Source organism: Halobaculum marinum, from assembly GCF_029338555.1.
Classification (GTDB): domain Archaea; phylum Halobacteriota; class Halobacteria; order Halobacteriales; family Haloferacaceae; genus Halobaculum; species Halobaculum marinum.
The window spans coordinates 1,285,821-1,299,074 of sequence record NZ_CP119989.1 but is presented as its reverse complement, the minus strand read 5'-3'; the positions used below and the strand labels follow the sequence as shown (position 1 = coordinate 1,299,074).

The window sequence follows — 13,254 nt, the reverse complement described above, 5'->3', positions numbered from 1 at the left end:
ACCCGGCTACCGGTGGCCGTCCCAGAACCGCTCCAACCCGAAGCGGAGCATGTCCGAACTCACAGGGCGGAACTCCTCGCGTTCGTACTCGGGGAGGTACTCTCGGACCCCGTTCCACGACTCGCGAGCGTACCGCGCGTCGACGAGACAGCGGACACCGACCTCGTCGGTGCCGCGGATCACTCGCCCGATGGCCTGCCGCGCCTTCCGGACCGCCGGAACCGTCAGTGCTGTCTCGAAGCCGTCGCCGAACTCGCGGTCGTACGCCGTCTTCACCGCGCGCGTCCGCGGCGACGACGTGTTGATGATGGGAACGCCGCAGACGACCGCCGCCGCGAGGCGGTCGCCCTCGTAGTCCACGCCCTCGGTGAGGGTGCCGCGGATGCTGGTGACGAGCACCTTCGCGTCGCCGGCGAAGAAGTCCGCCTTCAGTGACTCGGTGGCGGTGTCGTCGCTCGACTCGTCGAGCAGGACCGGCTTGTCGACCCGGGCGTCTGCGTCCAACGCGCCCGCCATCCACTCCGCCTCGCCGTAACTGGGCATCCCGACGAGCACGTTCCCGGGCGTCGTGCTCGCCACCTCCGCGGCGGCGTCGACGTGCGCCCGGCGCGTCTCGTTGTCCTCGCCCGTGGGGCCGCGGTTGGAGTACGTGAACTTCGGCACGTCGAGCGCGAACGACTCGCGGTTCTCCTCGGGGAAGCCGAGCCCGTACGTTCGCTCTTCGACGGGGCGACCCTCCGATTCGAGGTAGTTGAGCCCCGTCACCTCTTCGAACACGTCCAGCGGCGCGAGCGTCGCCGACATGAGGACGCCGCCGCCGAACTCGGCGAGGCGCTCGCCGATGGCGTCGGCGGGCACGCAGTTGTGCAGTGCGAGACGGGCCGAGTACGCCCGGCGCCACGAGTCCGGCGGCGCCGTCTCGTCCCACGTCCGGTTCAGTTCCAACTCGCGGAAGTACGACTCGTGGTCGCAGCGGTACCACGCGTTCAGCGTCCGCCCGACTCCGGGGGCCGCACGCTGGCGGTCCTCGTCTTCGGCCTCGTCGAGGATGCGGGCGGCGACCGCGCCGACCTGCTCGGCGCGCGCCCACACGTCCTCGCCGTAGCCGGCGTCGCGGGCCCACTCGGTAATCTCGTCGACCGCCGGCTCCTCCGGGTCGCGGAGGGGGAGTTCCTCGTCGTCGAGGTCGGTGAGGTTCTCGCGCCAGCCGACGCGCTCGGCGTCGAGGAAGCCCGTCACGCGGCGGTCGAGTTCCTCGCGGAGGTCGGTGACGAACTCCCGGAGCAGTTTCACCTCGTCCAGACTCACCTCGGCGTCGGCGAGTTCGCCGCGCACGAGGTCTGCGTCCGTCGTCCCCTGCGCGCGCTGGCCGGCGTCCTCGAACTGGACGGGCTGGATCACGCGGGTCAACTCGTTCTCTGCGTCGCGCAGGCTCGTGTCGGCGACGCCGTCCGAGACGAGGTCGCGGACGCGCGGTTCGAGCATGTGCGCCTCGTCGCAGACGACGAACGTCGAGTCGTCGACGAGCGCGCCCGTGAAGCCGCCGACGGTGGTCGGGTCGAACGCGTGGTAGTAGTTGCCGACGACGACCTCCACCTGCGGGAGGATGGCGCCCATCATCGAGTGCGGGCAGGTGCCGTGGCCCGCCGACAGCCGGACCAACTCCTCGGCGTCGATGAGCCCACGGTCGGTGAAGTCGAACGGGACGGCCTCGGCGGCGTCGCCGTCCTCCGGCAGGTCGTCGAGGTAGCGCGCGTAGAACGGACAGAACTCCACGCCGTCGCGGGTGGCGCTCCCGCCGTGTTCGGGCATCGACGGGAGGTACGGCGTCGGCTCGCCGGCGGTCTCGAGGTAGTCGACGCCGTCGTCGCCGGTGTCGGCGAAGCCGGTCTGGGCGCGACGAGCCTGCTCGACGAGCGCGCCCGCGGTGGTCTCGCCGCCGTCGGCGTCGCCGACGAGGTTCCGGGTGCGCTCGCGGAGGCCCTCACAGCGCTCGTACACGTTGGTCGTGTCGACGCCGCCGCGGTTCTCGCGGGCGTACGGACACACGTCGGCCTTGCCGACGAGCGTCATCCCGGAGACGGGGCGCCAGTCGTCGGGCAGCCCCTCGTTGATCGTTCGGAGGTCCGCCTCGAACTGGCGGAGTTGTTGCTTGACGCTGGTGAGGACGAGTACGCGCTCGTAGTCGCTGTCGGGGTCGCGCACCAGGTCGATGCCGGCGGTCAGCGCCAGCATCGTCTTCCCGGTGCCGCAGGCGCCCTCCAGCGTCAGGAAGCCGTCGGCGGCGGCGACGGTGCGCGCGGCTTCGATGCCGTCGGCTTGCTTGGGGTACGGCTCGTCGTGTCCGAACACGCTGCGCCACGCCTCGTCCGTCGCCTCGGTCACGGTGGAATCGGGGGTAGCCACGGGGTTCAATCCGTCGATGGCGCCGCTCTCGGATATGAACGTTCGCAGTCAGTCGGAAGGAGGGTCGGCGTGAGCCAGACGGGGACGACGGCGCCAACTCCCAGCTACAGCAGGCTCGCGCCGAGGACGATCACGGTGAGGTTGTTGGCGTAGATGGCGAGGCCGGCGGCGAGGAGGAGGCCGAGCCACGTCTCGATCACGAGACCGTAGTACGGCCGGACGCGTGGCGAGGTGACGCGGTACGTCTCGAACACGCCGTGGAACACGACCGCCGCGAGCACGACCGCCGCGAGGTTGAGCGCGACGAGCACCGGAAGCGGGTGGCCCAACGCCCACCGGACCAGCGGGTTCGCCTCGGCAGCACGCCCGACGGCGGCGGCGGCGTACATCGTCGTCAGCAGGTCGACCGTCACCAGCAGGAACAGCGCCCCCGCGGCCCACGCCCAGTACTCCTCGACGCGGTCGGCGATCGTCGCGTGGCGCTCGGTCGGCATGGCTCGAGTCGCGGAGTGCGAGTATCTAACAATAACGGTCCGTCACTTGGTTCCGATACCCACGGTGTGGATCCAGCGAGTCCCGGCACCCCCCACGCGCTCCGTGACCTTGGTCACCCCCCGCCTGGCGACTCGTCGATGGGCGTCGGGAACCGACCGGCGAGGTACAGCGCGCCCGCGACGACCAACAACAGGGCTACGCCGGCGGCGAACAGGCGGAACACCCAGTCGAAGGCGACTCCCGAGTCCGTGAGTGCGCCGAGGACGCCGGAGCCGTTCGCCTCGAACAGCAGCGACGCCCCCGAGAAGACGGCGTAGGCGCTCGCGCGGTCGGGTGCCGGGAGCGTCGACAGCATGTACGTGTCGACCGCGGGAAACAGCGCGTGGGCGGCGTAGCCGAGCGCGACCGAGACGGCGGCGAACGCCACCAGCGACCGTGCGTACGTGAGCGCGACCAACGACACGAGGAACGCGGCGTTGAGTGCGAGCAGGTACGGCACCTTCGGGAGTCGGTCGGCGAGACGACCGCCGAGCCAGAACGCGGGGACGCCGGCGGCGAACGCGACGGTGAGGAGGAGGTTCGCGTTCGCGTCGCTCAGCCCCTCCGAGAGCAGGTAGCTCACGTAGAAGTTGAACACGCCCTGCCACGCGAAGCCCGCCACCGCGACGAGCGACATCCCCGCGAGCACGATCCGCCAGTGCGACAGCGCCGCGCGGAAGTTCCGCGACTCCGGGGCGGCGTCGGTCGCCGGGCCGTCGGTGACGGAGCCACCGTCGGGGCCGCCGAGACGGACCACGACGAACAGCACGACGGTGAGCACGGCGGCGCCGACGGCGAGCAGCGAGAACACGACGCGCCAGTCGCCGAGTCGCGCGATCACCGCGAGCACGAGCGCCGGGGCGACGACGCTCGCGACCTGACTGGCGGTGCCGTGGACGCCGACCGCCCGCCCGGTCGCCTCGGGGTACAGTTTGCCGATGAGCGGAATGGCGGCGACGAAGTAGCCGCCGGTGGCGAGGCCGACGGCGAAGGCGCCTGTCTGGAGCGCGAGGAGGGTGTCGGCGGTCGCCGTGAGCGCCGAAGCAACCGACAGCGCGACGCCGGTCGCGAGGACGACCCGCTCGCGCGCGACCCGCGTCAGCACCCACCCGACCGGGATGCGCGGCGCGGCGGTGCCGATCCACACGAGCGACGTGACCGAGCCGACGGCAGCAGCCGAGATGCCCAGGTTCTGCTGGAACTCGGGGACGAGTGGGGCGAACGCGACGCGGCCCAGGTTGACGAGGAACACGAGGCCACACAGCGTGGTGAACAGGCGTTTGGTCACGTGATCGGGTGTGTCGTTGGCGGTGCGGAGGTCAAGCGTTGTGGATCGCAACCCGCGTTCACAGGACGAGGCGGCGCGGCGACCGGCGCGGATCTGATCCAGCACGCTCAAACCCCACCGCGGAGAAGCGACGCCAACAGACCGTGCGCGTCCTCGACTACCTCGAACTGTCGTCGCAACTCCACCGCGCCGGTATCGGCACCGCCCACGACCAGCAGGTCGAGGCGATCGAACGCGCCCGCGACGCCGGCGCCGACGTGGAAGTCGTCACCTCGCCGTGGCCCGACGGCGACCCCGTCGAGGGACTCACCAACGGCCTCCGCGGCCGCGGGTTCCTCGCGGACGTGGACGTGGTCCACCTGAACCTCATCGGCCCCGCAAGCCTCGCGCTCGCGCGCCACGCCAAGCGCACGGACACGCCGTTGGTGCTCCACTGCCACGTGACCAGCGAGGACTTCCGCGAGAGCTTCCGCGGGTCGACCACCATCGCGCCCGCCCTGCGTCGGTACCTCCGGTGGTTCTACTCGCAGGCGGATCTGGTGATCACGCCCTCCGAGTACACCAAGCGCCGCCTCGAAGCGTACCCCGTCACCGCACCGATCCGTGCGATGTCGAACGGCATCGACTTCGGCTCCGTCGCCGACCACGCCGACTACCGCGACGAGTACCGCGAGCGGTTCAACCTCGACGGCGTCGTGATGTTCGCCGTCGGCTCCGTGTTCGAGCGCAAGGGACTCACCGACTTCTGTGAGGTCGCCGAGCGTACGCCGTACGACTTCGCGTGGTTCGGGACGGTCGACTCCGGGCCCCAGGCGTCGCCGACGGTCAGGAAGTGGACGCAGCACCCCCCGGAGAACGTCACCTTCTCCGGCTGGGTCGACGACAAGCCCGGCGCGTTCGGCGCCGGCGACGTGTTCTTCTTCCCGACGAAAGAGGAGAACCAGGGTATCGTCGTGCTGGAGGCGATGGCGTGCGGCAAGCCGTGCGTCCTCCGCGACATCCCCGTGTTCCGCGAGTACTTCGAGGACGGGCACGATTGCCTGCTGTGTGAGACGCGCGAGGAGATGGTCGAGGCGCTGCACCGCCTCGCCGACGACCCCGACCTGCGCGAGCGCCTCGCCGAGAACGCCCGCGAGACCGCCGCCGAGCACTCGCTGGAGCGCGTCGGCGAGGAACTCGTCGCGACGTACGAGGGCCTCCTCTCGTGAGTCGGCCGCGAGACGAAACCGGTTTCACGCGACCCGGAGAAGGCTCCGGCCAGTGACCCCTCGAACCGTCGCCGCGTTCACCGACACGTACCTGCCGACGGTGAACGGCGTCACCTACACGTTGGAGTCGTGGCGCCGGCGCTGGCGCGAGCGCGGCGGTCGCATGGACGTCGTGTTCCCCGGCGCGCCCGACTACGAACCCGGGGACGGGGAGTACACCACCCGCAGCGTCGGCTTCCCGTTCTACGACGGCTTCAGGATGGGGCTCCCGGGCGTCCCCGACGCCGTCCGCGACGCGGACGTGATCCACGCCCACACGCCGTTCGCGCTCGGCCTCTCGGGACTGTACCTCGCGCGCAGGGCGGACGCACCGCTGGTCGCCTCCTACCACACCCCGACCGCCGAGTACGCCGACTACCTCGCCGCCGGCCCCGCGCAGGTCCTCGTCGAGGGGGCGGCCCGCCGCTACGAGCGCCGGTACATGAACGCCGCCGACGCCGTGGTCGTCCCGAGCGAACCCGCCGGCGACCACCTCCGCGACATCGGCGTCGACACGCGCGTCGAGGTCGTCCCCAACGGCGTCGACACCGACTTCTTCGCGCGCCCGGACGACGACGCCGTCGACGCCTTCCGCGCCGAGTACGACCTCCCGCTCCGCGGCGACGGCCCGGTCGTCGGCTACACCGGCCGCCACGGGTTCGAGAAGGAACTGGAGGAGATACCGCCCGCCGTCGCCGCCGCCGACGCCGACGCGACGCTCGTGTTCGGCGGCGACGGGCCCGCACGCGACGCCGTCCGGGACGCCTGCGAGGCGGCCGGCGTCGACGCACGCTTCCTCGGGTTCCTCCCGCGCGAGGAGTTGCCCGCCTTCTACGCCTGCCTCGACGCGTTCCTGTTCCCCTCGCCCGTCGAGACGCAGGGCCTCGTCGCCTTGGAGGCGAACGCCTGCGGCACGCCCGTCGTCGGCGTCGACGCGGGTGCGCTCGCCGACACCGTCGTCGACGGCGAGACAGGCCACCACTACCCCCACGGCGACACGGCGGCGTTCGCCGCCGCGCTCGACCGGACGCTCGCGGAGCGCGACGCCTTGTCGGCGGCGTGTCTCGACCGCCGCGAGCAGACGAGCGTCGAGCACGCGGTCGACCGTCTGGAGGAAGTGTACGAGGCGGTGACGGAGTAGCTCGGCGCCAGCGCTGTCGGGTCGCGTGACGCGTCATCGCAAGAATGTCGTCGAGTGCTGAAACGCTCGCTCCGCTCGCGTCTCGCGTTAGTCTTCCAGTGCCTGTGCGATCCGCTGGAGCTGCCGCGTCGCGTCGCGCACCTCGTCGCGGAGCTGGCGCACCTCGCGCACCAGTTCCTCGTTACCGACCGACTCCTCCTCGCGGGCGCCGGGGCCGCCCATCCCGGGCTGTCCGCCGCCCATGCCGCCGGGGCCGCCGCCGCCCATCATGCCGCCCATCATCTGCGCGAACGGGTTGCCGCCGCCCATGCCGCCGGGGCCGCCGCCGCCCATCATCTCCTCGGGGGAGGGCGCGCCGCCCTCGCCCTCCTCGCGCTCTTGTTCGCGTCGCTCGCGGATCTCTTCGACCCGCTCGCGGAAGGACTTCTCCTCTGCCTCTCCCTCGTCGCCCTCGCCTGCGTCCGTCGGGTCGTCGTCTGCCATACGCCGGCGTTCGGTCCGGCGTCCGAAAAGCGTTGTTCCTCGGGGGGCGGAACGGAGCGCTCTTGTGCAACGGCCTCTGAGCACCGCGCGTGTTCGCGGACCGGTCCGAGGACGTCGCCGACGACACGCCCCACCGCGGCTACGGGGTCGCCGTCACTCCCGGTGTGAGCGGACCCTGCGCGCTCGTCACCGGGCACGGGCCGGCCAACCGACTCCTCACGTGGCGAGATGGTGCCCTCCACGACGTGGCGACGCCCGCCGTCGCCGACGAGGGGCGCCACGCCATCGGCGTCGTCGCCGCCGACCTCGACGCCGACGGCGCCGAGGAAGTGTACGTCCACAACACGAACGCCTACGAGGGGCGCACGCGCGACACCGACCTCCTCCTCGACCCGGTCGACGTGCGCCCGGACCACCCCGACGTGCGCTGGCGCGACCTGTTCGGCCTCGCGGTCAACGCCAGTCGAGGCAACTTCCGCGCCGGCCGCTCGGTCGCCGCAATCGACCGCTACGGCACCGGCCGCTACGGCGTGTTCGTCGCCTGTTACGGGCTCCCCTCGCGCTTCTACGAACTGGGCGACGACGGCGAACTCTCTGACATGGCAGGCGCAGTCGGCCTCGACGTCGAGGCCGGCGCGCGCTCGCTGTACGCCGGCCCGCTCGTCTCCGACCGGATGGACCTGTTCGTCGGCGTCGACCGGGGTCGAAACCGCCTGTTCCGCAACGAGACGGGCCACTTCCGCGACGTCGCCGAGGCGGTGGGGGTGGCCGACCCGGGGACGAACGCCCGCGGGGTCACGGTCGCCGACGGCGACCTCGCGGTCGGCGGGTGGGAGACGCCGAGTCGGCTGTTCACGACGGACCCGGACGGGACCGCACGCCCCGGCGGCGGGCCGGACGCGACGGACGGAGTGCGCGACGCCGACCGTCCCAACCTCGACGACACGCCGCGCCCGCCGGAGGGGACCCGCCCGGACGGCGGCCTCGATACGTTCATCGACGCCGCCCCAGCCGACCTCGCGTCAACGACGCGGGTGCGGACGCTCGTCGCCGCCGACTTCGACAACGACGGTCGCGAGGAGCTGTTCTGCAACGTGATGGGCGGCGAGAACCGGCTGTTCCGCAAGACCGACGACGGGTGGACGACACTCGGCGCCGGCGCGGCGACCGAGCCGAGAGGACTCGGCACCGGCGCCGCCGTCGCGGACTTCGACGGCGACGGCGCGCTGGAGTTGTTGGTGGTCCACGGCGAACTCGCCGCCCAGCCGCTCACCCTGTACACCGTCCCGGAGGCGACGGAGAACGACTGGCTGCGCGTCCGCCCGACCACCCAGTACGGCGCGCCCGCTCGCGGAGCGACCGTCACCGTCGAGACCGCCTCCCGAACCACCCGGAAGGTCGTCTGTGCGGGCTCTGGCTACCTGTGCCAGATGGAACCGGTGGCGCACGTCGGCTTGGGCGAGGAGCGCCCCGAACGCGTCACCGTCCGCTGGCCCGACGGCCACGAGGCGACGCTGGACCGACCGGACCCGAGGACCGAACACGAGGTGGCGCACCCGATGGCGCCGCGCTTTTGAGCGACACCGTGACGGAACCGCTTTGAGGCGGCGCCCGGCACGTCGACACATGACCGACGACCGCACCCCCCGTCGGGGGAAGGTCGACCGCGACACGTTCGAGTCGGTGGTGCGTCCCGCGCTGGGCGCCGACCGCGACGACGTGCGCGTCGGCCCCGCCCACGGCGTCGACTTCGGCGTGCTCGACGTGGCCGACCGGGCGGTCGTCTGTGCAACCGACCCCATCTCGCTGCTCCCCGAGTTGGGGTACGAGCGGGCGGGCCGGTTCGCGCTGTCGTTCGCCCTCGGCGACGTGGCGGTGTCGGGGGTCGCGCCGACCCACCTGTGCCCGTCGTTCGCGCTCCCGCAGGAGGTGTCCGACGACGAGTTCGCCGCCTTCTGGGCGGCGATGACCGCCGAGTGCGAGGCGCTCGGCGTCGCCGTCCCGACGGGCCACACCGCCCGCTACCCCGGCGCGTCGCTCCCGTGGGTGGGGGCGGCCACGGTGCTCGGCGTCGGCGACCACGACGACGTGATCCGACCCGACGGCGCTCGCCCGGGCGACCGCCTGCTCGTCACGAAGGGGCCCGCTGTGGAGACCGCCGGCCTGTTCGCGTCGGTGTTCCCCGACGCGCTGGCCGACCGCGGCCTCGACGAGTCGACACTCGCCGAGGCGGCCGCCTTAATCGACGAGACGAGCGTCGTCCGCGACGCGCTCGCGGCCGCGACGGCGGGGCGCGAGGCGGCCCGGTCGGGCGACGCCGCGGCAGGGGTCACGGCGATGCACGACGCGACGGAGGGCGGCTTGCGCGGCGCGCTGTGCGAGACAGCCGCGGCGGCAGGCGTCCGGATCGACGTGGACCGCGCGTCAGTCCCGACGGTCGACGCGGCGCTGGCGACCTGCCGCGCGCTCGACATCGACCCGTGGGCGTGCACCACGTCGGGGACGCTGTTGCTCGCCGTCGACCCCGACGCCGTCGACCGCGTGGTCGCGGCGTTGCAGGCGCGAGGGACGCCCGTCGGCGTCGTGGGCGACGTGACTGCGGGCAGCGGTGTGTTCGTCGACGGCGAGCGCGTCGACCCGCCGACCGAGGACGCCTCGTGGGGGGTCTACGAGCGCCTGTCCGCCGGTCGGTGAGTCACGAGCCGCCGGTGTCCCCTCGGCGGACAGTCGGCTCCGAGGACAGCTAACAGGTCAGAAATCTGTACGATTCGTTAACTAACAGCGGTGCTTCTAGCCACACAGTATGGGAGACGACGTAGATTGGACGGAACAGTCGTCGCCCGGGCCGGCCGCAGAGGTGTCCCAGTTGCTGGCGGAAGACGACCTGTACCGGGCGTTAGCCGGGCGGGGGCGGCGGCGAACGATGGCAATCCTCCTCGACAGCGGCGTGCGTCACGTTGACGACATCGCGACGGTGCTTCTCGGCTGGGAGGTCAGCGAGTCGAACGGTGTTGGATCGCCCGCCGAGCGCGACCGGATCGCCGTCAGACTCCACCACGTGGACCTTCCGGTGCTCGCTGACGTGGGGCTGATCGCGTACGACCCTGAGTCGAGGGTAGTCGCCCCGACCGAGGTCCCGCCAGACGTCGCCGACCTCGTCCGGCGGAGCATCGCCGCAGAGTCTGCGCACCGACGGTGACGACCCCCGACCAGTCGGGCGACACCCTCGACTCCCTGCTCCGCGGTCTGACCGACCGCGGGCGTCGGTTCACCGTGTACCGTCGCGAGGGCGACGACGACGTGCTCGACCGGTTCCCGAACCGGAACGTCGAGGTCGCCACGGAGACGCTCCCACCGGACGGTCCCGACCCGTTTCTCGTCGTCGAGGAGGACGGCACCTTCGCCGGGATGGTGAGCCTCGCCGACGTGGACAGTCTGCTCGAACCGCCGATCGCTCGCCCGGGCGAGCGCGACGGCGTCTCGGAGGGGTACCGGGTGTTCTTCGACGCGCTCGACGACACCGTGTTCACGTCGATACGCAGACGGGAACTGCTCGCGGTCAGCCGCGAGATCGAAGACCGCGCCTACCGCGTCGGCCACGGGACGCTGCGCGTCTGCTTCCAGTCGCTCTCGACGTTCCGCACGCAGTTGCCGGTGTACCGCGTGCTCGTCGACGACACCGCGCTCGACGTCCACGTCTACGGCGCCGCCGACTGGGAGCCACCGGCCGTCCCCGGCATCACTTACCACGCGCTCGAGGAGGGCGAGGACGACCCGCTCGCCCGCTTCTGGGTGCTGGCGTTCGACGGCGGCGGCCACGAGGAGCGTGCGTGCGGCCTCGTCGCCCGCGAGACTGGCGACGCCTACACCGGCTTCTGGACGGACGACCCGACAGTAGTCAAAGCGGTCGCGACCGCACTCGACGCGTGAGGGGCGACGTGGCTCCGTCGTGAGCGACACGCGAGGCATGCGAATTGTCACCACACCTAACAGAGTTCGCGGCGTAGGTCGACAGATGGACGCGCCCCACCGGCTCCACGACCTGCTCGCGGGGGCGAACGAGATCAACATCGTCTGCCACAACAACCCCGACCCGGACTGTCTGGCGAGCGCGATGGCGCTCGGCCGGATCGCCGCCGCCGCCGGCATCGACGAGCGGCGGATCCTCTACAGCGGCGACATCTCCCACCAGCAGAATCGCGCGTTCGTGAACCTGCTCGACATCGACCTCGTGCCGTTCGACCCGGAAATCGTCGTCGACAGGCCCGGAGACACGTTGCTCGCGTTCGTCGATCACTCACACCCCGGGGAGAACAACGACGTGCCGCCGGGCACGCCGGTCGACATCGTCATCGACCACCACCCTACGGAGTCGATCGACGCGCGGTTCGTCGACCACCGCGAGGGGACGGGCGCCGCGGCGACGATCCTGACGGAGTACGTCCGCAGCCTCGACGTCCCCCTCGACGCGACGCTCGCGACGGCGCTGTTGTTCGCGATCCGTCGCGAGACGCTGGAGTTTCTCCGCGGCGTGACACGTGCAGAGTACGAGGCCGCGGCGTTCCTCCACGACGACGCCGACCGAGAACTGCTCCGGAAGCTGTCCACGCCGTCGGTCACGGGGGAGACGCTCGACACCATCGCCACCGCCATCTCGAACCGACGGATCGAGCGCTCGGTGCTCGTCTCGGGTGTCGGTCGGACGGGCGAGCGCGACGCGCTCCCGCAGGCGGCCGACTACCTCGCCACGCTGGAGGGCGTCGAGACGGCCATCGTCTTCGGCGTCGTCCACGACAAGATCCACCTGAGCGCGCGCTCGCCGGACGCGCGGATCCACATCGGCGAGGTGCTCAGACGGGCGTTCAGCGACGTGGGGAGCTGTGGCGGTCACTACGACGTCGCCGGCGGCACGATTCCGCTCGGCATCTTCGGCGACGAGTCCGCCGACGAGGCGGGAGCGCTCGACGTGGTCGCGGCGGTCGTCACCGCTCGGCTGGTCGCCGCGCTCCGCATCGACGACGACGAGTGAGGGGAGCGCGGCCCCTGCGCCGAGGCGACTGCGGTCGCCGGCCGAGGCTCACTCGCCGTCGGCCGCCGCCAACCGCTCGCGCGTCGCCGCCGCGAGGTCGTCGAACGCGGCGTCGGCCGCGGCCACCTCGTCGGCGAACGACAGGAAGCCGTGGCACATCCCCTCGTAGTCGAGGTGCGCCACGTCGACGCCGGCGTCGTCGAGGCGGGCGGCGAAGGCGGCGCCGTCGTCGCGCAACGGGTCGCACTCGCCGGTGACGACGACCGCGGGCGCGGTGTGCCCGAGGTCGGCGGCGCGCAGTGGTGCGGCGTAGGGGTTGGCCGCGTCCACGTCCGACCGGAGGTACGTCTGCCAGAAGTAGCGCATGTCCTCGCGAGTGAGGAGCGGGCCGTCGGCGTTCGCCTCGTAGGAGTCCGTGGTGAACGCCCGGTCGGTGATCGGGTACAGCAGCGTCTGGACCGCTGGGAGATTCCCCTCGGGCGTCGCCAGCGACGCCGCCGCCGCGAGGTTCGCCCCAGCCGAGGAGCCGGCGACCCCGACGACACCGTTGCCGCCGAACTCGGCGTCGTGCTCGCGGGTCCACTCCAGCGCTCGGATCGCGTCGTCGACGGGGGCGGGGAACGGGTGTTCGGGCGCGAGTCGGTAGTCGACGGAGACGACGACTGCGCCGACCCGGCGGCACAGGCGGCGCGCGAGGTCGTCTGCAGAGTCGAGCGTGCCGAGACACCAGCCGCCGCCGTGGAAGAACACGAGCGTCGGCGCCGGCGTCTCCTCGGGCCGGTACACCCGCACCGGCAGGTCGTCGCCGTCCGGGCCGTCGACGGCGAGGTCGAGCGTCGCGGCGCCCGGGAGCGCGGCGTCCGGATCGCCGTCGCCGCCGAACAGGTCGTCTTCGATCCGGCGGGCGCTCTCGACAGAGAGGGCGTGCCACGGGGGCACCCCGAGCGCCTCGATGTCGGCGACGACAGTCGCCAGGTCGTCGTCGAGGTGGGGGGGAGAGTCTGTGGGTGGCGCAGCCTGCGTGTCGGCGTCGCCCGCGGCGTCCGCGGCCGGGTCGGCGTCGGTCATGCAAGCGACACGGGCGAGTCGGACAAGAACCGCACGGGATCGGACGGCCTGCGGCGGC

12 protein-coding genes are annotated in these 13,254 nt (G+C 72.0%); 7 read left to right on the top strand and 5 right to left on the bottom strand.

Annotated features, from left to right (window positions below; genetic code table 11):
* Window positions 1-6 precede the first annotated feature (6 nt).
* The 3 genes from P0R32_RS06660 to P0R32_RS06650 form a co-directional block, all read right to left on the bottom strand.
* Window positions 7-2,385, bottom strand: a complete 2,379-nt coding sequence (locus P0R32_RS06660; protein ID WP_276239171.1) for an ATP-dependent DNA helicase — start codon at window positions 2,383-2,385, stop codon at window positions 7-9.
* A gap of 125 nt (window positions 2,386-2,510) precedes the next feature.
* Complete coding sequence (locus P0R32_RS06655) at window positions 2,511-2,900, bottom strand: hypothetical protein (protein ID WP_276239170.1); 390 nt, start codon at window positions 2,898-2,900, stop codon at window positions 2,511-2,513.
* 113 nt (window positions 2,901-3,013) lie between these two features.
* On the bottom strand, window positions 3,014-4,228 hold the full coding sequence (locus P0R32_RS06650) for an MFS transporter (RefSeq protein ID WP_276239169.1): 1,215 nt from the start codon (window positions 4,226-4,228) through the stop codon (window positions 3,014-3,016).
* 143 nt (window positions 4,229-4,371) lie between these two features.
* Between P0R32_RS06650 and P0R32_RS06645 the strand changes: the two genes are divergently transcribed.
* Entirely contained in the window at window positions 4,372-5,436 is a 1,065-nt protein-coding gene (locus P0R32_RS06645) for a glycosyltransferase family 4 protein (protein WP_276239168.1), read from the top strand.
* 52 nt (window positions 5,437-5,488) lie between these two features.
* Entirely contained in the window at window positions 5,489-6,616 is a 1,128-nt protein-coding gene (locus P0R32_RS06640; protein ID WP_276239167.1) for a glycosyltransferase, read from the top strand.
* 87 nt (window positions 6,617-6,703) lie between these two features.
* On the opposite strand, the gene P0R32_RS06635 is transcribed toward P0R32_RS06640, so the two are convergent.
* The gene (locus P0R32_RS06635) at window positions 6,704-7,099 is read right to left on the bottom strand and encodes a hypothetical protein (RefSeq protein WP_276239166.1); all 396 of its coding nucleotides are present in this window, start codon (window positions 7,097-7,099) and stop codon (window positions 6,704-6,706) included.
* A gap of 89 nt (window positions 7,100-7,188) precedes the next feature.
* Here P0R32_RS06635 and P0R32_RS06630 point away from each other — a divergent pair, with 89 nt between their 5' ends.
* The 5 genes from P0R32_RS06630 (at window position 7,189) to P0R32_RS06610 (ending at window position 12,128) form a co-directional block, all read left to right on the top strand.
* Window positions 7,189-8,676 (top strand): CRTAC1 family protein, encoded by a 1,488-nt coding sequence (locus P0R32_RS06630; RefSeq protein ID WP_276239165.1) that lies wholly within the window; start codon window positions 7,189-7,191, stop codon window positions 8,674-8,676.
* Between the two features lie 49 nt (window positions 8,677-8,725).
* Entirely contained in the window at window positions 8,726-9,793 is a 1,068-nt protein-coding gene (locus P0R32_RS06625) for an AIR synthase family protein (protein WP_276239164.1), read from the top strand.
* A gap of 109 nt (window positions 9,794-9,902) precedes the next feature.
* Entirely contained in the window at window positions 9,903-10,298 is a 396-nt protein-coding gene (locus P0R32_RS06620) for a DUF7344 domain-containing protein (protein WP_276239163.1), read from the top strand.
* Complete coding sequence (locus tag P0R32_RS06615) at window positions 10,295-11,029, top strand: DICT sensory domain-containing protein (protein WP_276239162.1); 735 nt, start codon at window positions 10,295-10,297, stop codon at window positions 11,027-11,029. The genes P0R32_RS06620 and P0R32_RS06615 overlap by 4 nt, the downstream gene beginning before the upstream one ends.
* Before the next feature lie 85 nt (window positions 11,030-11,114).
* Window positions 11,115-12,128, top strand: coding sequence for a DHH family phosphoesterase (locus tag P0R32_RS06610; RefSeq protein WP_276239161.1), 1,014 nt, complete (start codon window positions 11,115-11,117; stop codon window positions 12,126-12,128).
* A gap of 48 nt (window positions 12,129-12,176) precedes the next feature.
* Here P0R32_RS06610 and P0R32_RS06605 read toward each other — a convergent pair whose 3' ends face one another.
* Entirely contained in the window at window positions 12,177-13,196 is a 1,020-nt protein-coding gene (locus tag P0R32_RS06605) for an alpha/beta hydrolase (RefSeq protein ID WP_276239160.1), read from the bottom strand.
* Window positions 13,197-13,254: the final 58 nt, after the last annotated feature.

Excerpts from the sequence above, each read along its gene's own strand:
- P0R32_RS06610 (WP_276239161.1), top strand. The coding sequence starts at position 11,115 with ATGGACGCGCCCCACCGGCTCCACGACCTGCTCGCGGGGGCGAACGAG.
- P0R32_RS06635 (WP_276239166.1), bottom strand. The coding sequence starts at position 7,099 with ATGGCAGACGACGACCCGACGGACGCAGGCGAGGGCGACGAGGGAGAG.
- P0R32_RS06605 (WP_276239160.1), bottom strand. The coding sequence starts at position 13,196 with ATGACCGACGCCGACCCGGCCGCGGACGCCGCGGGCGACGCCGACACG.
- P0R32_RS06625 (WP_276239164.1), top strand. The coding sequence starts at position 8,726 with ATGACCGACGACCGCACCCCCCGTCGGGGGAAGGTCGACCGCGACACG.
- P0R32_RS06655 (WP_276239170.1), bottom strand. The coding sequence starts at position 2,900 with ATGCCGACCGAGCGCCACGCGACGATCGCCGACCGCGTCGAGGAGTAC.
- P0R32_RS06620 (WP_276239163.1), top strand. The coding sequence starts at position 9,903 with ATGGGAGACGACGTAGATTGGACGGAACAGTCGTCGCCCGGGCCGGCC.